The sequence below is a fragment of the Micromonospora sp. NPDC005173 genome (genome assembly GCF_040608515.1).
Lineage (GTDB): Bacteria > Actinomycetota > Actinomycetes > Mycobacteriales > Micromonosporaceae > Micromonospora.
Genome location: NZ_JBEXIK010000007.1, coordinates 177,647 through 201,819 on the forward strand (window position 1 = coordinate 177,647; position 24,173 = coordinate 201,819).

The window sequence follows — 24,173 nt, forward strand, 5'->3', positions numbered from 1 at the left end:
TCTCAATGCGTGGCCAGATGGTGGCGCAGCAGCGCTCCCGCCGCCGCCCGGTGCTCCTCGGCGAGCAGCCCACCGGCGGCCAGCACATAGTCGACGTCCACCACCGCACGCGCGGCGCGCGGCAGCGCCCACCCCCCGGCGTGGTCGCCGAGGACGCTCGCCAGGACCTGCCCCGCCGTGCCCGCCGGGGCGTGCCGCAGCACCCCACCGGAACCCACCATCAGCCGCACGTCGCGCAGGTCCCGTCCGGCCCGTTCCCCGGTGGCGGCACCCCGGGCGTGCCGGCGCAGCGCCACCGTCGCCGCGAGGGTGGCGATGCGCCGGTCCACGGCCCGCTCGGGCTCGTCGGCGGCCAGGAACGCCGGGTCGGCGGCACGACGTACCGCGGCCGCCGTCAGAGCGTCGTGCTCACCGGGGGCGAGCAGCCGTTCCTCCGCCGCGGCGCGGACCACCCCAGGGGCGCTCCACCGCATGCCCAGGTCCCCCTCCACGGTCCGGGCCCGCCACAGGCTGCCGGCGACCTCCCGGCCCGGCCCGGTGGCCCGCTCGTCCGGGGTGAGCACCGAGTACACGTCGGTGGTGGCCCCACCCACGTCGACCACGGCCAGGTCCCCGCCGATGGTGTCGGCGAGCACCTCCACGCCGGTGAGCACCGCGTCCGGGGTGGCCGCGCGCACCAGCCGGGCGAACCGGGTGCCCCGCGACAACCGCTTGCCGCCGATGACGTGCCGCAGGAACACCGCGCGGATCGCCGCGCGCGCCGGCGCCGGGGCGAGCACCCCGATGCGGGGCAGCACGTTGTCCGCAGCCGTCACCGGCACACCGGCGGACTCCAGCAGCGTGGTCAGCTCGGCGCGTACCTCGCCGTTGCCGGCGAGCACCACCGGCACCCGCCAGCGGGCCCGGGCCAGCCGGGTCGCGTTGTGGGTGATCGTCTCGGCGTCACCGCCGTCGGTGCCACCCACGAGCAGCACCACATCCGGCCGGGCCGCCCGCAGCGCCGCCAGGTCCGCCGCACCGAGGCGGCCGGCCGCCACGTGCACCACGTGCGCGCCAGCGGACAACCCGACCCGCCGGCCCGCCTGCGCGGTGACCAGCGGCTCGTAGCCGATCACGGCCAGCCGCAGCCCACCGCCGGCCGACGAGCAGACGTACCAGGGCAGGTCCCGCCCGCCCAGCCCGGCGGTGGCGGCCGCGACCGCGGCGTCCAGGCCGTGCAGCACGTCGGTGCCCACCGTGGTCGGCGCCGCCGCCGCGCCCACCAGCACACCGGCGGCCAGGTCCACCACGGCCGCCTTGGTGTACGTGGAGCCGACGTCCGCGCAGACCGCCAGGGTCACGACGCGGCGGGAACGACCACGGTGCCGGTCGCGGTGACCGCCACGACCGGCGGGTCCAGGACCTCGGCGGCGGACTCGGAGCGGTCCGGGCGGCCCCGGCACACCACCGCGCAGCTCAGCTCCAGGGTGCGGCTGCGGGTGCCCACCCGGGACACCTGCGCGGTCACCTCCACCACGTCACCGGCGCGGATGGGCGCCGTGAACCGCACATCGGAGTAGCCGGCGAACAGGCCCTCGTCGCCGTCGGTGCGGATGCACACCTCGGTCGCCACGTCCCCGAACAACGCCAACGCGTACGCCCCGTCGACGAGGTTGCCGGCGTAGTGGGCGTGCGAGTACGGCACGTACCGCCGGTGCGTCACCGTCAACCCGAGCCTGGAGTCGGTCATACCATCGCCTTCCGCTGCGTGATCAGGGCGTGCACCAGATAGCTGGCCACCTCGCCGGGCGTGGTGCCCCGACCGAAGATCCGGTCCACGCCCAACTCGTCGGTCATCGTCTCGTCGAACCGGGGACCGCCGACGATCAGCAGCGGCCGCCGCCCGGCCGGCATCGCCTCCCGGAACGCCGCCGACATCTCCCGGGTGTTGTGCAGGTGCGCGTCGCGTTGGGTGACCACCTGCGACACGAGCACCGCATCGGCCTTCTCCACCCGGGCGGCCTCCACCAACTCCGGCACGCTGACCTGCGCACCCAGGTTGGTGACCTTCAGCTCCCGGTAGTACTCCAGGCCCTTCTCCCCCGCGATGCCCTTCACGTTGAGGATCGCGTCGATGCCCACGGTGTGCGCGTCGGTGCCGATGCACGCCCCGACCACGGACAGCTTGCGCCGCAGCCGCTGCTTGATCACCGTGTTGACGTCCTTGGCCGACAGCAGCGCGAAGTCCCGTTCCACCACCTGCACCGCGTTCAGGTCAACCAGGTGGTTCACCCGCCCGTAGACGACGAAGAACGTGAACCCGTCACCCATCGGCTTGGCGTGCACCACCATCGCCGGGTCGATACCCATCCGGTTGGCCAACTGCACCGCCGCGCCCTCGGCCCGCTTGTCATGCGACACCGGCAGGGTGAACGACACCTGCACCATCCCGTCGCCGGTGGTGTCCCCGTACGGCCGCACGATCTTCTTCGCGGCGTCGGTGGCGCTCATGCCGCATCCCCTTCCAGGATCTCGGTGGCCGGGTTGCAGTAGTCCGCCTCGTGCGCGGCGACCCCGGCGAGGCCCTTGCCACGGTCCGCCGGCCTCTTCATGATCCCGAAGGTCCCCTCGGCGATCGCGGTGAGCAGCGTCTGCTCCCCGATGCGCTCCAGCAGGTCCAGCGCCTCACCGAGAACCTGGTTGGCGCGCCGCCGGATGAACCCGCCCGGCGCCGGCACGAAGTCCTCGTGCAACCCACCGGCCGCGCCCAGCACGTACCGCACGTTCTGCAGGGCGATGTCCCGGTCGGACAACCACGGCGTCACCACCGCCTCGGTCATCATCCCCACCAGCAGGATGCCCTGCCCGGTCATCGCGCCCGCCAGGTTGAAGAACCCGTCGAGCAGGTTGCCCCGGAACACGTCGCCGGTCATGTGCTTCGTCGGCGGCATCCACTTCAACGGCGCGTCCGGGAACAGCTCCCGGGCCAGCAGCGCGTGCGCCAACTCCAACCGGAACGACTCCGGCACCTCCGGGTTGATCTCGAACGCGTGCCCCAGCCCCAACTGCCAGTCCGCCAAGCCCGCCTCGTGGGCGAAGAACTCGTTGAGCAGCTGCGACACCGTCACCGTGTGTGCCTCGTCGACCGCGTCGGCGGTGGTCAGGTAGTTGTCCTCACCGGTGTTGATGATGATCCCGGCGCGGGCGTGGACCTGCCGGGAGAACCGCTGGTCGACGAAGGTGCGGATCGGGTTGATGTCGCGGAACAGGATCCCGTACATCGAGTCGTTCAACATCATGTCGAGTCGTTCCAACCCGGCGAGGGCCGCCATCTCCGGCATGCACAGCCCGGAGGCGTAGTTGGTCAACCGCACGTAGCGGCCCAACTCCTTCGACGACTCGTCCAACGCCGCCCGCATCAGGCGGAAGTTCTCCTGGGTCGCGTACGTACCGGCGAACCCCTCCCGGGTCGCGCCCTCCGGCACGTAGTCCAGCAGCGACTGCCCGGTGGAGCGGATCACCGCGATCACGTCCGCGCCCGCCCGCGCCGCCGCCTGCGCCTGCGGGATGTCCTCGTAGATGTCTCCGGTCGCCACGATCAGGTAGATCCACGGCCGCTGCTTCGGGTCCCCGTGCCGCTTGATGAGGCGGTCCCGTTCCGCGCGCCGCCGGTCGATACGCCGGATACCCGCGCCGACCGACCGACGCGCCTCCGACCGGGCCGCCGTGGCCGCCCGACCGGTGGGCAGGCCGAAACGCACCGACCCGGCCGCCGCCTTCTGCGCCAGCAGCGTCACATCCGAGATGCCCTCGCGGGCCAGCGCGTCGAACACCGGCACCGCCACCCCGTGACCCAGCCCCACGTCCGCGACGACCGCGTCGACGAGCCGGTTCACCCACGGGATGCCGTCCGGGTCCGCGCCGCTCACCCCGGCCAACCGCAGCACCGCCCGCTCCACCGACACCGTGGTGTGGCTGCGCGCCAGGTCCACCACCGGCTGCCCGGCCCGGCGCGCCAACTCCCGCGCCCGCGCCACCAGCACCGGGTCAAGATCAAGCTTGCCGGTCACGCTGTCGCCCCCGCCACATCGATCATCCGCCCGCTCACGCCACCGCTTCGCGGCGCGAGCACCCCGCTGCTGTCCGTACCGGTTCGCTCGCTCTGCTCGCTCACGACGACCCTTCCTGATAGATGACCTCACCGCGCAGCACCAGACTCCGGCACACCGGCAGCGGCGTCGGGTCCTCCGGACCCCGCAACTCCGGGTCCTCGGCCAACAACACCGGCAGGCCCCGCTCCACCCCGGCCGGCGTCGACCACACCGCGAACGTCGCCGGCGCACCCAACGCCAACACACCCTCGACGTCCAGGTGCACCGCCCGCCACCCGCCACGGGTGTGCGCGGCGAACGCCGCCCGCACACCCATCCGCTGCGCCGGGTTGTGATGCGCCGCCGCCGCCCGCACCGACCCCCACGGATCCAGCGGCGTCACCGGCGAATCCGAACCGAACGCCAACGCCACGCCCACCCCGTGCATCGAGCCCATCGGGTTGGACTCCAACGACCGGTCCAGACCCAACCGCGACTCGTACATCCGGCCCGCGCCACCCCACAGCCGGTCGAACGCCGGCTGCATGCTCGCCACGACCCCGTACTCCACGAACTGGGCGATCATCCGCTTGTTCATGATCTCTGCGTGCTCGATGCGGTGCCGGGCGGCGCGCAACCGCTCCACTCCCAGCGTCCGCGCCGCCGCGAAGCCCTCCAGCACCGTGCCGATCGCCGCGTCACCAATCGCGTGGAACCCACCCTGCATGCCGTGCGCCGCGCAGTCCAACAGGTGATCCCGCACCTGCTCGGCCGAGAGGTACCCGTGCCCGCACCCGTCGCCGTCGCCGTACGGCTGCGACACGTGCGCCGTACGCGAACCCAACGCCCCATCGGCGAACAGGTCACCGCCAGCGCCCACCGCACCCAACTCCCGGGCCCGCGCCGCGCCACCCAGCTCACCCCAGTACCCGTACACCTCCGGCAACCCGGCGCCGGAGATGCCCAGCAGACCGGTGAAGTCCTCCTCGTCGGAGATCTCCGGGCCACCGCACTCGTGCACCGCCGCGATACCCAGCGACGCCGCGTGCGCGAGCGCCACCCGTTGCGCGGCGACACGCTGCGCCCGGCTCACCGAACCCTGCGCCGCCGCCCGCACCACGTGATGCGCGTCACGACGCAACCACCCCGACGGGTCGTACCCGGCCTCGGCCGCCGCCTGCGGGCACGCCGCCAGCAGCGCCGTCGACACCAACGCCGAATGGATCGACGCCTGCGACAGGTACACCCGCCGACCACCGGCCGCCCGATCCAGCGCCGCCGCGTCCGGCAGTGCCGGATCCGGCCAGCCCGACTCGTCCCAGCCATGCCCCAGGACCACCGCGTCCACCGGCAGACCGGCCGCGAACGCGGCAACCGCGTCGAGCAACTGCGCCGCCGAACGCACCCCGGACAACTCCAGCCCGGACAGCGCCAACCCGGTGTCGGTGGCATGCACGTGCGCGTCGACGAACGCCGGCGTCACCAGCGCACCGCCCAGGTCCACCACCCGGTCAGCCGGCGGCGCGTCACCGTCGGTCCCCAGCCAGGCGATCCGCCCACCGGAGACCAACAGCGCGGTCGCGCTCGGGTCGGCGGGACAGTGCAGCACGCCGCCGCGGTACAAGGTCGAGGGGTTCGTCATGACCTCAGTCTGCCGCGACCCGCGCCGCGAACAGCCGACGCACCCCCGGCTCGGCGCGCAGCAGCCCCAACGCCAGCTCCGCGTGCCCCGGCACGTACCCGTTACCCACCAACATCGTCACGTCCGCCGCCAGCCCCTCGGCGCCCAACGCCGCCGCGGAGAAGCTCGTCGCCATCGAGAAGAAGATCACCGTGCCACCGTCGGCGGTGGCCAGCACCGCTCCGTGCTCGCAGCCCGGCACATCCACGCACACCACGGTGACGTCCGCCGGGCTGCCCAGGGCGGTGGTCACCGCCGTGGACAGGGCCACCGGATCCCGGGCGTCGGCCAACGCCACCGCCGAAGCCAGGCCAGCGGCCGTCAGCGCGTCGCGCTCCGCCGCCACCGGCACCACCCCGACGGTACGCGCGGCACCCGCCCGCCGCGCCGCGGCAAGCGACAGGGAGCCGCTCTTGCCCGCCCCACCGATCACCGCGACGCGCACCGGCGTCGGGTCACCGGTCCGGCGACGATCCTCGACGTAACGCGACACCACCCGCGCCGTCAGCGCGGGCGCCCCGCACACGTCCAGCACCGCCAGGGACAGCTGCGGGTCCTCGTCATCGGGCAGCACCGCGGCGATGGAACGGGCGAACAGAATCGCCCACCCGTCGCAGGGCACCTGCTCGCTGCGCCCGTCCCAGCGCGCCAGCCCATCGGTCACCACCAGCGGGGTCAGCGTCAGCGACACCAGGGTGGCGACCCGCTCCCCGGGCTTGAGGCCGAGCGGGGAGCGCCGGCCGGCCTCCTCGACGACGCCGATCAGCATCCCGCCGGAACCGGTCACCGGGTTCTGCATCTTCCCCCGGGTGGAGATGATCTCCAACACCTCGGCGCGGACCGCGTCACCGTCACCGCCGTGCTTCTCCGACAACTGCCGGAAGCTCGCCGCGTCGAGGTTCAGCCGCTGTACCCGGATCCGCACCTCGTTCGGTGCGATCACGGCGGACGTGTCCAACCGCCAGGCCGCCTGCGGCAGCACCCCCGCCGGTTCCACGACGCGGTGCAGTCCCACCGGTGACGTCACGTCCACCTCCCCTGCTCAGCCGTCCGAAGCCCCGGTCAAGGCTCGCGTAACGGGAAAACTTACGGCAGACTAATTTCTTCACCGAATATTTTCCAGTAGCCTTCGGGTTTCGTGATCAGCCGCAGCACCGAGGAGGGGCCGTGACCCAGACCCAACCGGTTGAGACCATCCCTCAACCCCGTCACGCCCCGGTCGCCGTGCCGACCGCCGGGCAGCCATACGAATACCACCGCCGCCCCCTGGTCGAACCCGACTGGACCCGCTTCCCGGGCTGGCGCCACGTCACCCGCGACCAGTGGGAATCCGCACAGTGGCAGCGCGTCAACTGCGTCAAGAACATCAAGCAGCTCCGCACCGTCTTCGGTGACCTCATCGACGAGAGCTTCTACGCCGACCTCGAGGCCGACCAGAAGGCCCTGGCCACCATGTCGATGCTGGTGCCACCCCAGATGATCAACACGATGGTGCCGTTCGCGCCCCTCACCACCGAGGCGCTGATCGCCGACCCCATCCGGCGCTACATGATCCCGGTCGCCTCCGACCGACGCACCGACTGGCCGTCACACCCCTACGCCAGCCGCGACTCCCTGCACGAGCACGACATGTGGGTCGCCGAAGGGCTCACCCACCGCTACCCCACCAAGGTCCTCGCCGAACTGCTCTCCACCTGCCCCCAGTACTGCGGGCACTGCACCCGCATGGACCTGGTCGGCAACTCCACCCCCACCGTCGACAAACTCAAGCTCACCCTCAAGCCCGTCGAGCGCTACGACGCCCACATCAGCTACCTCAAGGCCCACCCCGGCGTCCGTGACGTCGTCGTCTCCGGCGGCGACGTGGCCAACGTGCCCTGGCGCAACCTCGAGTCGTACCTCATGCGCCTGCTCGAACTGGACACGGTCCGCGACATCCGGCTCGCCACCAAGGCCCTGATGGGCCTGCCCCAGCATTGGCTGCAGCCCGACGTGGTCGAGGGCCTCGAACGCGTCGCCCGCACCGCCGCGCGGCGCGGCGTCAACCTCGCCATCCACACCCACGTCAACCACGCCCAGTCGCTCACCCCACTGGTCGCCCGCGCCGCCCAGACCGCCCTCGACGTCGGCGTCCGCGACGTCCGCAACCAGGGCGTGCTCATGCGCGGCGTCAACGCCACCACCCCCGAGTTGCTCGACCTCTGCTTCGCGCTCCAGGGCGAGGCCGGGATCCTGCCGTACTACTTCTACATGTGCGACATGATCCCCAACGCCGAGCACTGGCGCGTCCCGGTCTGGCACGCCCAGCAGCTCCAGCACGACATCATGGGCTACCTGCCCGGCTACGCCACCCCGCGGATCGTCTGTGACGTCCCATTCGTCGGCAAGCGCTGGGTGCACATGCTCACCGATTACGACCGCGACCGCGGCATCTCCTACTGGACGAAGAACTACCGCACCTCCATCGAGTCCGCCGACCTGGAGGCGCTCAACAAGCGCTACGCCTACTACGACCCGATCGACACGCTGCCCGACAGCGGGCAGCAGTGGTGGGCCGACCACCGCGACGACTGACCACCCGCGCGACGCCCCCGGGATCACCTTCCCGGGGGTGTCACCCGTTGCGGTGCTGCTGACCGACGCCGGGCCGGTCAGCCGGCGGCCAACACCTCGGACAGCGCCGCCGGGACCAGGCCACGCTCACGCAGCCCGGCCAGGATGCGCGGCAGCGCCTCGTCGGTCATCCGGGCGTTCGCCTCGGTCACATGCATGATCACGACCGACCCGGGGCGTACGTGGTCCAGCACCGCCCGCACGATCGGCTCCCAGGCGGTGGCGAAGGGATCCCCACTGACCACGTCCCCGTCGACCACCGTCACGCCGAGCGGTGCGAGTGCCGCCAGCGCCGCCGCGTCGTGGCAGAGCCCCGGAAAGCGGAAGTACCGGGTCTGCCGACCTCCGTACGGTTCGATCACCTCGAAGGTCTTCGCCGCGTCGCCGGTCATGCCCTTCGGGGGCACGCGAGGCAGGTCGTAGCAGTTGCCGGTGTACGCCGCGTGCCCGTAGGTGTGGTTGGCCAGTTCGAAGCGCGGGTTGTCGGCGATCCGCCGGGTGAGGTCCGGATACCGCTCCACCCACTTGCCGGTCAGGAAGAAGGTGGCCGGAACCTGCTCCCGCTCCAGCAGGTCGAGGATGCGCAGGTTGGCATAGGACTTCACCCGCCCGGTACGCAGGTTCTGCAGCATGCCGTCGGTCATGTCCGCGTCGAACGTCAGCGCCACCCGGTTGCCGCTGCGCGGTCCGTGGTCCACCACCGGCGGACGCGTCCCCGCCCGCGTCGCTCCAGGGACGGTGGCCGCCGGTCGGCGCTCCTGCCCAGTGGCGCTGACCGACGGCGCTGCCGAGGCGGTGGGTTGGACGAACGATCCGCCGACGGTCGATGTGGACGGCCCTGGTGCCGTGGACAGCGCGATCGCGGACGCCGCGGTGCCGACAATGGCCGCCGCCACCAGTACGCCGAGCAGCGGGCGCAGCCGAGGTCGGATCACGACGGTGATCATCCCAGACGCGAAGGCCGCTCACTGTCCCCGCTGCGGGGGCGTACATGACGACGGCGACGCCGATCTCCGCCAGCGCGAACAACACCAGGGAACGGAGCACGGTCACCCCGCGGCCCTAGCCGCGGCACACGACGGGTCCCCGGGCGATGCTGCGCCCGGGGACCCGCGGACCCGTTCAGGTCACTTCTTGAAGGCGTCCTTCACGTTGCTGCCCGCCTCCTTGACGTTCTGACCGGCCTGCTTGGCGCGCGCGTCACTCTGCTGGCTGGCGCCCTCGCCACGCATCCGCTCATTGTCTGTCGCATCGCCGATCCGTTCCTTCGCGGCACCGGCCACCTGCTCGACCTTGTTACGTGCCTTCTCGGTGAAGCTCATCGCGCCTCCTCCGTCTGGCGACTGTTCCGGCTCGCTTGCCCGCTCTGCCGGTGCCGAAACCGGCGGCGCCGGTCGGCACACCCTGTAAGGCATCCTAGGAAGATAGGTAGGGTTTTTGACCAAGCCTGAGCGGATGGGGACGCGGCATCGGTGGCCACCGGGTGCCGCCCTGCCAGCGGTGGTTAACTGGCCACATGGGAGAGCTCCTGCTGATCCGGCACGGCGAGACCACCTGGAGCGCCACCCGGCGGCACACCTCGTACACCGATCTGGAGCTGACCCCCGACGGCGAGCGGCAGGCCCGCACCCTCGCCGCGTTCCTGGCCGGCCGGCGGTTCGTGACCGTGCTGGCCAGCCCCCGCTCCCGGGCGCTGCGCACCGCGCAGCTGGCCGGGCTCACCGTCGACGCCGTCGACGAGAACCTCAGCGAGTGGAACTACGGCGAATACGAGGGACGCACCACCGTCGACATCCACGAGGACCACCCGCACTGGAACATCTGGACCGACGGCTGCCCCGGTGGGGAGTCACCCGCGCAGGTGGGCGCCCGGCTGGACCGGGTGCTGGCCCGAGTCACCCCGCTGCTCGACCGGGGCACCGTGGCGCTGGTCGGCCACGCGCACAGCCTGCGGGTGCTCGGCGCCCGCTGGATCGGCCTGCCCCCGTCCGCTGGCGGCCTGCTGCGGCTGGACACCGCCACGGTCAGCGCGCTCGGTCACGAGCACGGGCGGCGTGTCATCCTGCGGTGGAACCAGCCGGCTCCTCCGGCACCCGGGACCGCGACCGACTCGGTGCCCCGGCACTGATCTTCGGCGGCCGGTTCTCGTACGGGGTGGACAGCACGACCGTGGTCCGGGTGGTCACGTTCGCCGAGGTGCGGATCTCCTGGAGCACCCGCTCCAGGTCGGTCGGGCTGGCCACCCGCACCAGCAGCATGTAGAAGTCCTCCCCCGCCACCGAGTAGCAGGAGTCGATCTCGGGCAGGTGAGCCAGTCGCTCGGGCGCGTCGTCCGGCTGCGACGGGTCGAACGGCCGGATCGCCACGAACGCGGTCAGCGGCAAGTCCAGCGCCTCGAAGGAGACCCGGGCGGCGTACCCCTTGATCACCCCGCGCTGCTCCAGCCGGCGCACCCGCTGGTGCGCGGCGGACACCGACAGACCCACCTTCTCGGCCAGGTCGGTGTACGACAGCCGGCCGTCAGCGGTCAGTGCCGCGACGATGGCGCGGTCGATCTCCTCCACGGCGAGCAACCTACCGGGAAAAACGCCCGACGGCGACGACGCTTCCACCGCACCGCGCCGACGGCGGCTGCGATGGACCCACCGCAGCCGCGCCGCCACGTACCGTCGACCGCGCTCAGCCCTGCGCCAGCGCGCGGGAGATCACCAGTCGCTGGATCTGGTTGGTGCCCTCCACGATCTGCAGCACCTTGGCCTCACGCATGTACCGCTCCACCGGGTGGTCTGCCACATAGCCGGCGCCGCCGAGCACCTGCACCGCGTCGGTGGTCACCCGCATCGCCATGTCGGTGGCGAAGAGCTTCGCCTTGGCCGCCTCGATCGAGTACGGCCGCCCGGCGTCGCGCAGCCGGGCCGCCGCGAGGGTCAGCGCACGGGCGGCGGAGATCTGGGTGGCCGCGTCGGCGAGGGTGAATCCCAGCCCCTGGAAGTCGATGATGGCCCGGCCGAACTGCTGCCGCTCCCGGGCGTAGCCAACGGCGTAGTCCAGCGCTGCCTGGGCCAGCCCGACCGCGCAGGCCGCGATGCCCAGCCGGCCGGAGTCCAGTGCGGACATCGCGATGGTGAAGCCCGCTCCCTCGCCGCCGATCAGCCGTTCGGCCGGCACGCGCGCCTCGTCGAAGGCGATCTGTGCCACCGGCGAGGCGCGCAGCCCCATGGTCCGCTCCGCCGCCTGCGGGGTGATGCCAGCGGTGCCGGCGTCGGCGAGCAGGCAGGAGATGCCCTTCGGGCCCGGCCCGCCGGTGCGGCAGAAGACGTTGTAGAAGTCGGCGGCCCGGGCGTGGGTGATCCACGCCTTGGTGCCGGAGACAAGGTACGCGTCGCCGTCGCGGACCGCCCGGGTGCTCAGCGCCGCGGCATCGGAGCCGCCCTGCGGCTCGGAGAGGCAGTACGCGCCGAGCAGCTCGCCGCCGAGCATGTCCGGCAGCAGCTTGCGCTGCTCATCGGTGCCGAACGCGGCCACCGGATAGCAGGACAGGGTGTGCACGCTGACCGCCTCGGCGACGGCGAGCCAGCGGCTGGCCAGGATCTCCAGCACCTGCAGGTACACCTCGTACGGCTGGGCCGCACCGCCGTGCTCTTCCGGGTACGGCAGGCCGAGCAGGCCGGCCCGGCCGAGGGTGCGCAGCACGTCGCGGGGGAACTCGGCGCGCTCCTCGAAGCCGGCGGCTTTCGGTGCGAGCTCGCGGTCGGCGAGCTCGGTGGCGAGGTCCAGCAGATCGTGGGCCTCGTCGGTGGGGAGGATCCGGTCGACAGTCATAGTGCGATGAGCTCCGTGGGGGTGGTGTTGAGCCGTTGCACGCCGTCCGTGGTGCAGACGACGATGTCCTCGATGCGGGCGCCGTGCCGGCCCGCCAGGTAGATGCCCGGTTCGATGGAGAACGCCATCCCGGGTTCCAGCGGCCGGTCGTTGCCGGCCACGAGGTAGGGCTCCTCGTGACCGTCCAGGCCGATGCCGTGGCCGGTGCGGTGCAGGAACGCGGGGCCGTAGCCGGCGGCGGTGATCGGCTCCCGGGCAGCGGCGTCGGCTGCCGCGCCGGTGATCCCCGGCCGCACGGCCGCCACCGCGGCGCGCTGGGCGTCGTGCAGCACCGCGTAGTAGTCCACGAACTCGGCCGGTGCCGGCCCGCCGGCGACGTAGGTGCGGGTGCAGTCCGAACGGTAGCCCGACGGCATGGTGCCGCCGATGTCCACGACCACCGGCTCGCCGGCGCCGATCGGCCGGTCCGAGGTGCCGTGGTGCGGGCTGGCCCCGTTCGGCCCGGCCGCCACGATGACGAAGTCGACGGTGACGTGCCCGGCGGCCCGGATCGCCGCGGCGATGTCGCTGGCCACCTCGGCCTCGGTACGCCCGGGGCGCAGCCACTCCCCCATCCGCAGGTGCACCTCGTCGATCGCCGCGCCGGCCTCGGCGAGCGCCGCGATCTCGGCGGGGGATTTGCGGATCCGCAGCTCGCGCAGCACCTCGCCAGCGAGCCGCTGGGCGGCGGTGGGCAACGCGGCGCGCAGCGCGAGGACCTGCTCGGCCCACATCCGGTCGGCCAGCCCGACCGTCGCGAGCGGCCCGTCGAGGGCGGCGACGACCAGGGGGTACGGGTCGGTGCCGTCGGGGTGGTCGACGATGCGTACCCCGGTGGCGGGCGCCGGGGACGCCTCGGCGGCCGGGCGCTCCAGGGTCGGCACGATCAGGGTCGGCTCGCCCTCGGCGGGCAGCACCAGGCAGGTCAGCCGCTCCCCCTCGTGGGCGTCGTACCCGGTCAGGTAGCGCAGGTCGGAGCCGGGGGTGAGCAGCAAAGCGTCCAGGCCGGCGGCGGCGGTGGCGCGCTGCGCGGCGGTCAGCCGGTCCGGCGGGTACAGCTCGTCGATTCCCACGCGGTCAGCTTAACGGTCGTTTGGGGATACCCGGGGGTAGGCGCTTGGCCGCGTCCCGTACATCTCGGCCGCCAAAAACCCGGAAATTCACCGACGTTGATTGACGCGGACAGTTAACATTCTTTAAGATTTGGCTGCCTCGAGGCCACCCGTCCCTGCGTACCGCACTCGCACCCCCGCCCGCGACGACCCTGCACGGGCGGCTGTCGTCCCCCGCCCACGGGAAGGCCCCCGATGTCCCCATCACCACGCCGCGCCCTCGCCGCCGGCCTGCTCACGCTCGCCACGGCCGGCGCCACCCTCGCTCTCGTTCCCACCGCCGCGCAGGCCGTGGTGCTGCCGAACAACTTCAAGAGCGTCGGCTACATGCCCTCCTGGGCTGGCAACGTCAACACCATCCAGTACAACAAGCTCACCCACATCAACTACGCGTTCGTGTTGCCCAACAACGACGGCAGCCTGCGCGCGGTGGAGAACCCGAGCAAGCTCTCCTCGCTGGTCTCGCTCGGGCACGCCAACAACGTCAAGGTGTCGATCGCGGTCGGCGGCTGGAACGACGGCAACGACTCCGCCTTCGAGGCGCTGGCCGCCAACGCCGGCAGTCGGACCAACTTCGTCAACAACCTGGTCAACTTCGTCAATCAGTACAACCTGGACGGCGTCGACATGGACTGGGAGTACCCGGACCCGGGCGCCTCGGCGAACAACTACACCCAGCTCATGACGCAACTCGGCAGCGCCATGCACAGCCGCGGCAAGCTGCTCACCGCCGCCGTGGTCTCCGAGGGCGGCAGCGTCCAGGGCGTGCAGACGGCCGTGTTCGGCCAGGTCGACTGGCTCAACATCATGGCGTACGACGGCGGCAACCCGCACGCCAACTACGACTGGTCGATCGCCAGCATCAACCTGTGGAAGTCACGCGGCCTGCCCGCCAGCAAGGCCGTACTCGGGATCCCGTTCTACAGCCGCCCCGGCTACTACACCTACTCGGCACTGGTCGGTATGGACCCGGCCAACGCCAACCGGGACTGCACCACCGTCGGCGGAGCGCAGCAGTGCTACAACGGCATCCCGACGGTCAAGCGCAAGACGCAGTGGGCGCTGGCCAACGCCGGCGGTGTGATGAACTGGGAGCTGTCCCAGGACACCACCGGCTCCACCTCGCTGGTCAGCGCGATGTACGACACCATCATGGGCGGCACCACCCCGCCGCCGACCGGCCGCACCGGCCCGATCACCGGGATCGCCGGTAAGTGCGTCGACGTCGCCTCGGCGAGCACCGCCAACGGCACGGCCGTGCAGTTGTGGAGCTGCAACGGCACCGCCGCGCAGAGCTGGACCGTGGCGAGCAACGGCACGTTGCGCGCCCTCGGCAAGTGCGCCGACATCACCAGTGGCTCCACCGCCAACGGCGCCAAGATCCAGCTGTGGGACTGCAACGGCAGCGGCGCGCAGGTCTGGCAGGCGCAGTCCAATGGCACGCTCCGCAACCCGCAGTCGAACAAGTGCCTGGACGCCAGCGACAACAGCTCGGCCGACGGCACCCGGTTGCAGATCTGGGACTGCTTCGCCGGCGCCAACCAACGCTGGACTCTCCCGGCCTGACCCGGCCGCATGGAAGGCCCCCCGCGTAGCGCGGGGGGTCTTCCCACGCCCGTGGCGGCGGATCAGGCGGGGCGGTGCTCGCGGACCAGGTCGAGCATCTCGTCCACCGACCCGGCCGGGTCGGTGACCGGGAACTGCACGGCGCGAACCACCGCCGACGGGTCGACCAGCAGCGTCAGCCGCTTGAACCGTGAGACCCCACCGGCGCGGAAGGTGGGCAGCAGCAGCCCGGCGGCGAGCCGACCGTCCTGGTCGGACAGGAGCGGGAACGGCACCCGGGCGTGCGCGGCGAAGTCGGCGAGCTGGTCCGGCCGCTGCGTGCTGATCCCCCGCACGTCCGCCCCGGCGGCCTGGAAGTCCGCGTACCGAGCGGCGTAGGTGTTCGACTCCAGGGTGCAGCCGCGGGCCCCGGGAATGTCCGCCCAGCCCGGCGGGTAGCCCTGCGTCTCCGGCGCGTACGCCCCGGGGAAGAAGTACAGGACGCTCCAGGCCTCGGCGTCGGTCAGCGCGACCGACTGGCCGTCGGGCCCGGGCAGGCCGACCTCGGGCAGCCGCCGCCCGAGCAGGTCGTGCACCCGGCGCGCCTCGGCCGAGGCGGCGTCGGCGGTCGCGGTCAGCTCCCCATCGCCCATCAGGTGCCTCGTTCCCCAGTCCTGCAGTGCGATCAGCACCGGCAGCAGCCCTTCACCCTTGGCGGTGAGCAGGTAGTCGTAGCGCGGCGGGTGCTGGGAGTACGGCCGGCGCTCCAGCACGCCGTGCTCGACCAGCGCGGCGAGGCGTTCGGTCAGCGCCCGCCGGCTGACGCCCAGCTCGCGCTGGAGCGCGTCGAAGCGGGTCGTCCCGCCGGCGACGTCGCGCACGATGAGGAACGTCCACCAGTCCCCCAGCACGCCGAGCGCCTGCGCGATGCCGCAGTCCGCGTCGGCAAGATCCTCCCGCCGCACCCGTCACCCCCATCTGTCCCGCCCTCGACTATAGTCCGTTCCAGATTGGAACGCACTGGTGCGCGCGAACGGGGGCGGACGACATGCACGTCGGAGAGCGGGCCGGGGTGTTCTGCCGATGGTGGACCGCCGGCACGACCAGCATGGTCGGGTCGGCGGTCGGCGCGGTGGCCCTGCCGCTGACCGCGCTCACCGTGCTCGACGCCACCGCGTTCCAGATGGGCCTGATCGCCGCGGCCAGCTACGTCGCCTGGATCGTGATCGGTCTGCCCGCCGGCGTCATCGTGCAGCGCCTGCCGCTGCGCGGCGCCCAGATCGGCGCCGACCTGGCCCGCGCGGTCGCCGTCGCGTCGATCCCGCTGGCCTGGTGGTGGGGCCACCTCATCGTCGCCCACCTGGTGATCACCGCTCTTGTGATCAGCTTCGCCAACGTGCTCTTCGACGTGGCCAACTCGACCTTCCTGCCCAGCATCGTTGACCGCGAGCAGTTGCAGTCCCGCAACAGCCTGACCTCGGCCACCCACGCCGCCACCCAGCTCAGCGGCCCCTCCCTCGGCGGGCTCGCCGTACAGGCACTCGGCGCGGTGCCCACCCTGCTCGTTGACGCCGTCAGCTACCTCGTCTCGGCGGCGCTGCTGCGCACCCTGCCCGCCCGCCGAGACGACGCGCCGGACCGCTGGCCACCGGTCGGCGAGCTGATCCGCGAGGGTTGGCGCTTCGTCGCGTACCATCCGGTGATGGGGCCGGGCATGTGGGCCGCGACGGCGATGAACTTCGTCTGCGGCGCGCAGTTCGCGCTCTACCCGCTCTACCTGGTCCGTGAGCTGAACGCCCGGCCGGCCTGGTCGGGGTACTGCTCGCCGTCGAGGGGGTCGGCGCGCTGGTCGGGGCGGCGTTCACCTCGCGGATCACGGCACGGATCGGCACCGCACGCGCGCTGATCGTCGCCGGGTTCACCACGGTCGCCGGCGCGTTCCTGATCCCCTGGGGCACCGGCTGGCTGGCGTACGCCGCCTTCGCCGCCGGCAACGTCGTCTTCTCCCTCGGGACGGTGGTGCTCAGCGTGACCACCCGGACCTACCGGCAGATCGCCAGCCCACCCGACCTGCTCTCCCGGGTGATGGCGACCGTCCGGTTCGTCTCCTGGGGCGCGATCCCGGTCGGCGGGCTGGTCGCTGGCGCGGTGGCCGGGTCGCTGGGCGCCCGGGCCACCCTGCTGATCGTCGCGGGCGTGGTGGTCGCCGCGCCGCTGGTGCTGCTGCTCTCCCCCGTCCGGCACCTGCGTGACCTCACCGACCACGACCGGGGCGACGACCCGACGCTCCCGGCCGCGCCGACGGTCACCGTCGGAGGTCGGTGAACCGCACGGCCTTTCGCAGTCGGCCAGCCTGCGTACCCGGCGGTCGGTGTCCGGCCGGAGAAACGGCGTACCGAGCGCCCTGCGCCGCACGGTGACCGGCCCGCACGACGGTTTTCCGGGCCGGACGCCCCGAAGGGTCATAGCCTGGATCCGGGTGCCCGCGCGGGCATCCCGACCGGGAGGACCGACGTGGCACCGAACGAGGCGGACCGGGCGGCGACGCGCCGTCGCCGACAGCTGTGGGCCGGGGTTCTCGCGCTGGTCGGCCTGGTCCTGCTGGTCATCGGCCTCACCGTGGCCGACGGTGTCGCGGCCTGGGTCGAGGTGGTGGTCGCGATCCTGCTGCTGGTGGCGAGCTACGTCGTGCAGTACCTGGCCCGGCGGGAGACCGTCTACCAGCACGACGAGCGGCGCTGACGCCGCCGGCGGCCGGGCGTACCCCTGATCGTCGGGGGGTTGTGCCAGGCTGTCGGGCGTGGCACACCGATCCCCGATCCTGCTGATCGACGCACCCAGCCTCTACTTCCGCGCATACTTCGGCATCCCGGAATCGGCCGCCCGGGCCGAGGACGGCACCCCGGTCAACGCGGTGCGCGGCTTCCTCGACATGCTCGCCACCCTGATCCGGGGTCGCGGTGCGGACCGGATGGTCTGCGCCATGGACTACGACTGGCGCCCGGCGTGGCGGGTCGAGCTACTGCCGTCCTACAAGGCGCACCGGGTGGCCCCGCAGGGCGGCGAGGTCGTGCCGGACACCCTCTCCCCGCAGGTGCCGATGATCCTGGAAGTGCTGGCCGCGGTCGGCATCACCGTCGTCGGCGCGACCGGCTACGAGGCCGACGACGTGCTGGGCACCTTGTCGGTGGCCCAGCCAGGCCCGGTGGAGGTGGTCTCCGGCGACCGGGACCTGTTCCAGCTCATCGACGACGCCCGGCCGGTCCGGCTGCTCTACGTCGGGCGCGGCGTGGCCAAGCTCGACGACTGCGACGACGCCGCGGTGCGGGCCCGCTACGGCGTGCCGGCCGACCGGTACGCCGACTTCGCCGCGCTGCGCGGCGACCCCAGCGACGGGCTGCCGGGGGTGCAGGGCGTGGGCGAGAAGACCGCCGCCCGGCTCATCGAGCGGTACGGGAGCATCGCCGGCATCCTGGCCGCCCTGGACGACTCTGACTCGTCCTTCGCGCCGGGCCTGCGGGCCAAGCTGGCCGCCGCCCGCGACTACCTGGCCGTCGCGCCGACCGTGGTGCGGGTCGCGCTGGACGTGCCACTACCGGAGCTGCCCACCGCACTGCCGACCGCGCCCGTCGATCCGGACCGGCTGCTGGAGCTGGCCGGGACGTGGAACCTGGCCGGCTCCGCCCGCCGCCTGGTGGACGCCCTCGCCGCCCGCGCCGACGCCTGACCACCGATCCGCCGCCTCCGGTGCCGGTGACGGCCCGCCGGTGACATCACCCGCGCGGTCCTCCTGCGGGCAGCGGTTCCGCCGTTCGTTCAGTTGATCATCGGTGTTGCGATCGGCATCGGGCTCGGCGACGGCTCATCTAGGCCTTCGGCACCGGCCCGTGGCAGCTGGCCGTGATCGTCCTGCTGGCGATCAGGGTCACGACCTTCCTCGGCGGTGGTCCTGCGGTCACTACCCAGGCCGCGGCAACCGCCGTGCTACCCGACGTCAGGGTTGGTCCAGTTCGATGCGCACCGTCAGCGGGCTCGTAGCCACCGCCTCGGAGGTACTGACACAGAGCCGACGAGCGAGACTGCTCTGCGCGATGTACCGCTGGCGCTCGCGCGGGTCATCGTCGTCGACGATGTGCGCCGTCCCGGTCCGCCAACGTGCGCTCCGCCCGCCGCCCGTCTTGACCCGGACCCGGGGATCGGCCTCGAGGTTTCGCACCCAGTCGGCGCGGCGCCCCCGCTGGGCGACCAGCCAGAAGATGTCACCGTCCAGGCCATCGCACACCGGGGTGTACCGCAGCCGGCCGGTACGACGTCCGGTGGTCTCCAACAGCGCGTCGCCGGGGATCGGGAGTTTCACGTCCCACGCAAATCGGACGATCGGGTTGATCAGGCGCTGCTGGAGCGCGCGGAGCAGCGCGACCCGCCACGACACCTCAGCAACCGTCCGCTCGCGCCGACGGACAGCTGTGCCGCCCACACCGACTGTCGAATTCCGTCATGGCCCCGTCCCGTCGAGGTGTTCAGGTCGCCGTAACTCCCACACCAGATCGGGTTTCCCCGGGCGCTAGAACTTAAGCGCGCACCCTCGGGTCTTGCAGCGCCCGCGCAATGGCAGCGAGCATGCCGCTTTCGCACAAACCGGGTGCTCCGATCAGAAACTCCTCCCGGTCATACCACTCGACCAGGTCCACACCCGGCCGAGCGGCGATTGACCTGTCGACGGGCAGCTCGGCGTCATCGTCATAACAGCCGTAGATCTCATCGGCGGCCCACATGCCCCAGTGCAGCGGGCCAAGCTGAGACTCGTTCTGCTCTTCGTCAAAGACGGTCATGAACCGCTCTTTCGCGTTCACCGGCCGCACGCCGAGCGACCCGGTCGCAAGCAGTTGCTCGAAGGTGGGGTCTTCATCCCAGTCCTGGCTGGGGATGACCAACGTGAGCACATCCTCCAGATGCTCGTGGCAGGCGCAATCGGGACGTTGTGGCGGTCGCCAATCGTCCTTTGTGGAAAAGATTCCCATCTGGCGATCGTATGCGGCGCGCCATCGACGCCGCCGCCCTGACTCATCAGCGGCTGGTCGGCGAACACCCCGACCCTCAGCTCGCGACTGGCGATCGAGGCGCGGTCGGGGTAGTCCGAGACGGTGTGGCCCGCGCCGCGAGGCCGACCCTCGGGTGGCCGGGCAACTGACCGAGCAGGGTGCCGGCCAGCGCGACGACCAATCCCAACACCTGCACCGGGCGCAGCGTCTGACTGAGCGCCAGCCAACCCAGAACCGCCGCCGTGATCGGGCTGAGCAGGGCGAGGAACGCGACCGAGGTCGCCGGCAGCGCGGCGATCCCGCGGAACCAGAGCCAGTACGCCAGCGCCGTGCCGACGGTGGCCAGGTATCCGTACCCGGCTAGATGGGTGCCGGTCAGGGCGGCCGGCAGTCCTTCCGCGACGAGTGCCACCGGGGCGAGCAGCAGACCACCGGCGGTGAGCTGCCACGCGGTGAACGGCAGTGCGCCGACCCCGTCCGGGCGTCCCCATCGTTTCGTCAGGACGGTGCCGGTGGCCATCGAGGCTGTACCGATCAGACCCGCCAGGATGCCCAACAGGTCGAGCTGGGCATCCGGGCGCAGGACCACGAAGGAGACGCCGAGCACCCCGAGCAGTCCAGCGCCCACCGCGATCATGGTGGGTCGGATCCGGAGCAGGGCGGCCGAGAGGGCGACCGTGAGCAGCGGGCCGGTGGCGCCGAGCACGGCCGCGACGCCGCCGGGCAGCCGGTAGGCGGCGAAGAAGAGCATCGCGAAGAACACCCCGATGTTCAGCGTGCCGAGGACCGCCGCCTTCCACCACCACGATCCGCGGGGCAGGAGGCGGGTCACCGCGAGCAGGACGAGGCCGGCCGGCAGTGCCCGTAGCGCCGCGGCCAGCAACGGCCGGTTGTCCGGTAGGAGTTCGCTGGTCACGGCATAGGTCGTGCCCCAGACGATCGGTGTGACGGCGGTGCTGACGAGCATCCGGTTCATCGCGGTATCCCCTCACAGGCGGCAGCGGTTGTGGCTCACTAGGCGGCAGCGGTCACGGGGACCTGGGCGGGCCGGAGGTGACCCGGCTCGGTGCCGCTCGGCTCGACGAGAACGCCGGGGCGGTTTTGGTTGACGGTCGGGGCTTCGGAGGTGTTGAGCGCCGCGGCCGGTAGTCGCCGTTCGAGTCGAATGATCAGCGCGGCACCGGCTAGCACGGATCCGGTAAGGAACAGCCAGGGCAGCCGGCCGTCGACCACCAGCAGCGTGGTGAACAGCGCAGGCGCGACGGTGGCCGCGAGCGACCAGGACAGTTGGTAGGCGGCCAGGTATCGACCCCGGGCGTCCTCCGGCGCGACGGCGATCGCCAAGGTGCTCGCGGCCGGGCTGTGCAGCAGTTCGCCGCCGGTGTAGAGGACCGTGGTGCCGACCAGCACGACGAGCAGCACGGCGGTGCCGCCGGGGCGGGCGGTGCCGAGCAGGATGAATCCGAGGAACGCCAGGGCGAACACGGCCGCCCCGGTCGCGGCCACCCGGGTCCGCCGTCCCATCCGGACCGCGAGCCGGGTCACCGGCACGCCGGCGAGCGCGCAGAGCGCGGTGTTGACCGCGAACAGCGCGCCGACGGTGGCCGCCGGGGCGTGCAGGACGGTGATCGCGTACGCCGGCAGCAGCAACGACAACGCCGAGTAGCCGAGCGCGATGAGGAAATTCGCCCCGGTCAGGCCGAGGAACGGCAGGTCGGCGAGCACCTCGCGGTAGCCGATCCGGGCGCGCGAGCGGATCATCGGCATCCGGCGGGGCACCTGACGGGCGAACAGCGCCGCGACCAGGAAGCTTGCCGCGTTGAGCCAGGCGGTGACGGTGAAGCCCGTGTCGCCGGCCAGCCCGATGATCACTGAGGCGATCAGCCCGCCGGCGCCGAGACCGGCGTTGCGCAGGCTGCGGGCCAGGGCGTTGAGGCGGTCACGGTCCACTCCCTCGGCGATGTCCCCGATGGTCGCCTGCTGGATTGCCGGGAAGGCCCGGTCGCCGGCGGCGGTGAACAACGCGACGGCCGCGAACGCTGGCAGGGTGACCGCGAGCGGGTACGCGGCAAAGCCCAGGCCCCGCACGGTGTACCCGACCAACTGCATCCGGCGCGCGCCGAACCGGTCGACGGCAGCGCCCGCCAACGGCAGCAACGCCATGCCCGCGAGTCCGGCGACGGTCAGCACCGCGCCGATGGCGGTGAGCGGGAGGCCGGTGACCCTCTGAAAGAAGACGAGCGAGAACGGGACGTACATCCCGGAGCCCAGCGCGTCGATCGTCATGCCGGTGATGAGGGCCCGCTCGCCGGGGTTTCGTCTGGTCATCGTGCCGCCTCCCGTTAGCTTGCAGATAGCTTAGGACTAAGAAACTTAGTCAGGAGCATCTGAGCTCGTATGAGGTGTGACACAATCGGACCATGCGGCAGAAGAGAGTGACGGCAACCGGCGACGGGGTGGACGTGATCGTCGGTCAGTGGGCGGCCGAGCGCCCCGAGCTTGAGACCCTCCCGATGGAGGTCTTCGGCCGGATCTACCGGATCTCCCGCCTGATGGGAGACCGGGTCGAGCGGGCATACGCGCCGAGCGGTATCGGACGCGGAGAGTTCGACGTGCTCGCCACCCTGCGCCGCGCCGGCGAGCCGTACACGCTGTCGCCGAGCCAGTTGTCGGCGGCCCTGATGCTCACCACCGGCGGCATGACCGGCCGACTGGACAAGCTGGAGCGGGCCGAGCTGGTGCAGCGGATTCCCGATCCGGCCGACCGGCGTGCGCTGCGTGCCCGGTTGACCGCCAAGGGTCGACAGGTGGTGGACGAGGCGCTCACCGCCGGGCTCGCCGAGCAGGCGGCGGCACTGAACCAGCTACCGGCGACGCAGCGCGAGCAACTCGCCGGACTGCTCCGTACGCTGCTCGCCGCCTGCTGAATCGCACCACTGCCGCGCGGCGCGGCGCGGCGTGGCTTCTCCGGACGCTCCGCACCGGTCATCCTGTCGTACCTGGGCTAGGGTCGCACAGTGCGTCGACACGCTGGTGCCAAGCGCTTCCCTCAACCGAGACGGTATAGCTGATCTCGTGGGTTCGCTGGTCCGCGGTCTGGACCGAGAAGCGCATCGGCAGTGGATCTGGCTCGGCGATCTCGCACTCAACCGTCACCCGGAGATCGATCACCGCCGGAGGGGCCGCATACCTGGCCCTCCGGCGGGTCGTCCGACGGCGGTTGCTCGCCGGCACGGCGCAGTAAGCCCCGTCAGTCATCGCCGGATCCCGGAACCCTGCGTTTCGTCGGCGTACTGAAGCCGCTCGCACTGCGGCACCGTCCACCAGCGACGCTACCTGTCCCCGCGTCTCCACATCAGCGGTCGTCCCGCCTGGAACCCCACTTGTCGAGTTCGTCCCGAACGGCGGCTGCACCGGCCGGCACCACCTGACTCGCGGTGGTGGAGACGGCTTGCTGCATCTCGTCGGCCAGCCAGGCCGAGCCGCCTCCGGCCGCCCGCAGCTGCTGCAGGCCGGCCCGTCCCAGTACAACGGCGGCCACGAGGTAGCCGCCGGTGAGGCCCGCGGTAGCCAGCCGGCGGGGCAGAAAGGTCTCCAGCATGCGCAGCGCGGTCGCCGAAGCTGCGCCGGCTCCCAGGACGAGACATCCCCCGGCGGTCGCGAGCAGCGCCAGCCCCACTCCGGTCGGACGAGCCACCCTCATCAACTGGCTGCGTACCTCCCGGACCTCCTCACGCACCACCTCGGCCACGTCCGCGGCCAGGCGATCTGTCGCACCGACCGGCCTTTCGGCTCCGCGGGACCGTTCCGCCGCCGGGTCACTCATGGGTCACCCCTTCCGCGTCCGCTGCGGGCAGCCGCTTACCCACGAACGTCACCGCCATGCCTGTCCAGGGCTGTTCCGGGCAGGGACGAACAATGCGTTCCGGCCGTCGCCGGTCGAGGCTAGGTGTCGGATGCCCGGATCGTGCGGAGCAGGTAGCCGGGCAGAATGAGTTCCTGGCCGCCTGTCTTTGCGGCCACCTCGATCTCCTCGACCTGCGTGTCGACCCATTCCGGCTCGGGGAATCCCGTCCGCAGCAACTCCTCAGTCACGCCCCAGCCGTGGCCCGCCTTCAGTGACACCGCCAGGACGAAGACGGTCGCGCCCGGAGCGGCGAGGCCTGGCAGTAACGCGAGGTATCCGTCCATCTCGCCACCGTTGCGTCAGTGGAGGACACCAAGACCACCTGCCCTGCCGCCCCGGTGT

General features: G+C 71.9%; 24 protein-coding genes and 1 pseudogene. 7 read left to right on the forward strand and 18 right to left on the reverse strand.

Features of this window, described 5'->3' with window-relative positions:
• Positions 1-2: 2 nt before the first annotated feature.
• The 6 genes from ABZV00_RS11790 to ABZV00_RS11815 form a co-directional block, all read right to left on the reverse strand.
• The gene (locus ABZV00_RS11790) at positions 3-1,340 is read right to left on the reverse strand and encodes a glutamate mutase L (RefSeq protein ID WP_355604662.1); all 1,338 of its coding nucleotides are present in this window, start codon (positions 1,338-1,340) and stop codon (positions 3-5) included.
• On the reverse strand, positions 1,337-1,729 hold the full coding sequence (locus ABZV00_RS11795) for a hotdog domain-containing protein (RefSeq protein ID WP_328416777.1): 393 nt from the start codon (positions 1,727-1,729) through the stop codon (positions 1,337-1,339). The genes ABZV00_RS11790 and ABZV00_RS11795 overlap by 4 nt, the downstream gene beginning before the upstream one ends.
• Positions 1,726-2,490: an OAM dimerization domain-containing protein gene (locus tag ABZV00_RS11800; RefSeq protein ID WP_355604665.1), complete on the reverse strand. Its 765-nt coding sequence runs from the start codon at positions 2,488-2,490 to the stop codon at positions 1,726-1,728. The genes ABZV00_RS11795 and ABZV00_RS11800 overlap by 4 nt, the downstream gene beginning before the upstream one ends.
• Positions 2,487-4,049 (reverse strand): lysine 5,6-aminomutase subunit alpha, encoded by a 1,563-nt coding sequence (locus ABZV00_RS11805; RefSeq protein ID WP_355604668.1) that lies wholly within the window; start codon positions 4,047-4,049, stop codon positions 2,487-2,489. Before ABZV00_RS11805 ends, ABZV00_RS11800 begins: the two co-directional genes overlap by 4 nt.
• A gap of 100 nt (positions 4,050-4,149) precedes the next feature.
• Positions 4,150-5,712 (reverse strand): amidohydrolase, encoded by a 1,563-nt coding sequence (locus ABZV00_RS11810; RefSeq protein WP_355604670.1) that lies wholly within the window; start codon positions 5,710-5,712, stop codon positions 4,150-4,152.
• A gap of 4 nt (positions 5,713-5,716) precedes the next feature.
• Positions 5,717-6,766 (reverse strand): zinc-binding alcohol dehydrogenase, encoded by a 1,050-nt coding sequence (locus ABZV00_RS11815; RefSeq protein WP_355604781.1) that lies wholly within the window; start codon positions 6,764-6,766, stop codon positions 5,717-5,719.
• Between the two features lie 152 nt (positions 6,767-6,918).
• Here ABZV00_RS11815 and ABZV00_RS11820 point away from each other — a divergent pair, with 152 nt between their 5' ends.
• Positions 6,919-8,325 (forward strand): lysine 2,3-aminomutase, encoded by a 1,407-nt coding sequence (locus ABZV00_RS11820; RefSeq protein ID WP_355604673.1) that lies wholly within the window; start codon positions 6,919-6,921, stop codon positions 8,323-8,325.
• Between the two features lie 77 nt (positions 8,326-8,402).
• On the opposite strand, the gene ABZV00_RS11825 is transcribed toward ABZV00_RS11820, so the two are convergent.
• Together ABZV00_RS11825 and ABZV00_RS11830 are read right to left on the reverse strand one after the other, a co-directional pair.
• A complete protein-coding gene (locus ABZV00_RS11825; RefSeq protein ID WP_355604675.1) occupies positions 8,403-9,299 on the reverse strand; it encodes a polysaccharide deacetylase family protein in 897 nt (298 codons plus the stop codon).
• A 192-nt stretch (positions 9,300-9,491) separates the two neighbouring features.
• The gene (locus tag ABZV00_RS11830; protein ID WP_355604678.1) at positions 9,492-9,686 is read right to left on the reverse strand and encodes a CsbD family protein; all 195 of its coding nucleotides are present in this window, start codon (positions 9,684-9,686) and stop codon (positions 9,492-9,494) included.
• A 194-nt stretch (positions 9,687-9,880) separates the two neighbouring features.
• Between ABZV00_RS11830 and ABZV00_RS11835 the strand changes: the two genes are divergently transcribed.
• Positions 9,881-10,492, forward strand: coding sequence for a histidine phosphatase family protein (locus ABZV00_RS11835; protein WP_328416788.1), 612 nt, complete (start codon positions 9,881-9,883; stop codon positions 10,490-10,492).
• Here ABZV00_RS11835 and ABZV00_RS11840 read toward each other — a convergent pair.
• The 3 genes from ABZV00_RS11840 to ABZV00_RS11850 form a co-directional block, all read right to left on the reverse strand.
• Entirely contained in the window at positions 10,422-10,928 is a 507-nt protein-coding gene (locus ABZV00_RS11840) for an Lrp/AsnC family transcriptional regulator (protein ID WP_355604681.1), read from the reverse strand. The genes ABZV00_RS11835 and ABZV00_RS11840 overlap by 71 nt on opposite strands.
• A gap of 115 nt (positions 10,929-11,043) precedes the next feature.
• Positions 11,044-12,186, reverse strand: a complete 1,143-nt coding sequence (locus tag ABZV00_RS11845) for an acyl-CoA dehydrogenase family protein (protein ID WP_355604683.1) — start codon at positions 12,184-12,186, stop codon at positions 11,044-11,046.
• Positions 12,183-13,298, reverse strand: a complete 1,116-nt coding sequence (locus tag ABZV00_RS11850; protein ID WP_355604686.1) for a Xaa-Pro peptidase family protein — start codon at positions 13,296-13,298, stop codon at positions 12,183-12,185. Before ABZV00_RS11850 ends, ABZV00_RS11845 begins: the two co-directional genes overlap by 4 nt.
• 234 nt (positions 13,299-13,532) lie before the next feature.
• On the opposite strand from ABZV00_RS11850, the gene ABZV00_RS11855 reads away from it, so the two are divergent.
• Positions 13,533-14,903 carry a glycosyl hydrolase family 18 protein gene (locus ABZV00_RS11855; protein WP_355604689.1) on the forward strand — a complete coding sequence of 457 codons (1,371 nt, stop codon included), beginning with the start codon at positions 13,533-13,535 and terminating at the stop codon, positions 14,901-14,903.
• 62 nt (positions 14,904-14,965) lie between these two features.
• On the opposite strand, the gene ABZV00_RS11860 is transcribed toward ABZV00_RS11855, so the two are convergent.
• Positions 14,966-15,847: a winged helix-turn-helix transcriptional regulator gene (locus tag ABZV00_RS11860; protein WP_355604691.1), complete on the reverse strand. Its 882-nt coding sequence runs from the start codon at positions 15,845-15,847 to the stop codon at positions 14,966-14,968.
• Between the two features lie 83 nt (positions 15,848-15,930).
• Here ABZV00_RS11860 and ABZV00_RS11865 point away from each other — a divergent pair.
• The 3 genes and pseudogenes from ABZV00_RS11865 (at position 15,931) to ABZV00_RS11875 (ending at position 18,609) form a co-directional block, all read left to right on the forward strand.
• A pseudogene (locus ABZV00_RS11865) lies at positions 15,931-17,207 on the forward strand (MFS transporter).
• A 189-nt stretch (positions 17,208-17,396) separates the two neighbouring features.
• Positions 17,397-17,624 carry a hypothetical protein gene (locus ABZV00_RS11870; protein WP_328416802.1) on the forward strand — a complete coding sequence of 76 codons (228 nt, stop codon included), beginning with the start codon at positions 17,397-17,399 and terminating at the stop codon, positions 17,622-17,624.
• Positions 17,625-17,682: 58 nt separating this feature from the next.
• On the forward strand, positions 17,683-18,609 hold the full coding sequence (locus ABZV00_RS11875) for a 5'-3' exonuclease (RefSeq protein ID WP_355604694.1): 927 nt from the start codon (positions 17,683-17,685) through the stop codon (positions 18,607-18,609).
• A 267-nt stretch (positions 18,610-18,876) separates the two neighbouring features.
• Here ABZV00_RS11875 and ABZV00_RS11880 read toward each other — a convergent pair whose 3' ends face one another.
• From ABZV00_RS11880 to ABZV00_RS11895, 4 genes are all read right to left on the reverse strand, one after another.
• Positions 18,877-19,314 (reverse strand): nitroreductase/quinone reductase family protein, encoded by a 438-nt coding sequence (locus ABZV00_RS11880; protein WP_355604697.1) that lies wholly within the window; start codon positions 19,312-19,314, stop codon positions 18,877-18,879.
• 139 nt (positions 19,315-19,453) lie between these two features.
• Complete coding sequence (locus ABZV00_RS11885) at positions 19,454-19,903, reverse strand: hypothetical protein (RefSeq protein ID WP_355604700.1); 450 nt, start codon at positions 19,901-19,903, stop codon at positions 19,454-19,456.
• A 76-nt stretch (positions 19,904-19,979) separates the two neighbouring features.
• Positions 19,980-20,900: an EamA family transporter gene (locus ABZV00_RS11890; protein ID WP_355604703.1), complete on the reverse strand. Its 921-nt coding sequence runs from the start codon at positions 20,898-20,900 to the stop codon at positions 19,980-19,982.
• 38 nt (positions 20,901-20,938) lie between these two features.
• Positions 20,939-22,252, reverse strand: a complete 1,314-nt coding sequence (locus ABZV00_RS11895; protein ID WP_355604706.1) for an MFS transporter — start codon at positions 22,250-22,252, stop codon at positions 20,939-20,941.
• 92 nt (positions 22,253-22,344) lie between these two features.
• Here ABZV00_RS11895 and ABZV00_RS11900 point away from each other — a divergent pair, with 92 nt between their 5' ends.
• A complete protein-coding gene (locus ABZV00_RS11900) occupies positions 22,345-22,851 on the forward strand; it encodes a MarR family transcriptional regulator (protein ID WP_355604709.1) in 507 nt (168 codons plus the stop codon).
• Positions 22,852-23,279: 428 nt separating this feature from the next.
• On the opposite strand, the gene ABZV00_RS11905 is transcribed toward ABZV00_RS11900, so the two are convergent.
• Positions 23,280-23,750, reverse strand: coding sequence for a phage holin family protein (locus ABZV00_RS11905; protein WP_355604711.1), 471 nt, complete (start codon positions 23,748-23,750; stop codon positions 23,280-23,282).
• 119 nt (positions 23,751-23,869) lie between these two features.
• Entirely contained in the window at positions 23,870-24,115 is a 246-nt protein-coding gene (locus ABZV00_RS11910; protein WP_355604714.1) for a hypothetical protein, read from the reverse strand.
• Between the last annotated feature and the right edge of the window lie 58 nt (positions 24,116-24,173).

Bases quoted from the DNA above. Each gene is read 5' to 3' on its own strand.
- ABZV00_RS11910 (WP_355604714.1), bottom strand. From the start codon at position 24,115: ATGGACGGATACCTCGCGTTACTGCCAGGCCTCGCCGCTCCGGGCGCG.
- ABZV00_RS11885 (WP_355604700.1), bottom strand. From the start codon at position 19,903: ATGGGAATCTTTTCCACAAAGGACGATTGGCGACCGCCACAACGTCCC.
- ABZV00_RS11810 (WP_355604670.1), bottom strand. From the start codon at position 5,712: ATGACGAACCCCTCGACCTTGTACCGCGGCGGCGTGCTGCACTGTCCC.
- ABZV00_RS11830 (WP_355604678.1), bottom strand. From the start codon at position 9,686: ATGAGCTTCACCGAGAAGGCACGTAACAAGGTCGAGCAGGTGGCCGGT.
- ABZV00_RS11835 (WP_328416788.1), top strand. From the start codon at position 9,881: ATGGGAGAGCTCCTGCTGATCCGGCACGGCGAGACCACCTGGAGCGCC.
- ABZV00_RS11845 (WP_355604683.1), bottom strand. From the start codon at position 12,186: ATGACTGTCGACCGGATCCTCCCCACCGACGAGGCCCACGATCTGCTG.
- ABZV00_RS11800 (WP_355604665.1), bottom strand. From the start codon at position 2,490: ATGAGCGCCACCGACGCCGCGAAGAAGATCGTGCGGCCGTACGGGGAC.
- ABZV00_RS11900 (WP_355604709.1), top strand. From the start codon at position 22,345: ATGCGGCAGAAGAGAGTGACGGCAACCGGCGACGGGGTGGACGTGATC.
- ABZV00_RS11795 (WP_328416777.1), bottom strand. From the start codon at position 1,729: ATGACCGACTCCAGGCTCGGGTTGACGGTGACGCACCGGCGGTACGTG.
- ABZV00_RS11895 (WP_355604706.1), bottom strand. From the start codon at position 22,252: ATGACCAGACGAAACCCCGGCGAGCGGGCCCTCATCACCGGCATGACG.
- ABZV00_RS11855 (WP_355604689.1), top strand. From the start codon at position 13,533: ATGTCCCCATCACCACGCCGCGCCCTCGCCGCCGGCCTGCTCACGCTC.
- ABZV00_RS11890 (WP_355604703.1), bottom strand. From the start codon at position 20,900: ATGAACCGGATGCTCGTCAGCACCGCCGTCACACCGATCGTCTGGGGC.
- ABZV00_RS11905 (WP_355604711.1), bottom strand. From the start codon at position 23,750: ATGAGTGACCCGGCGGCGGAACGGTCCCGCGGAGCCGAAAGGCCGGTC.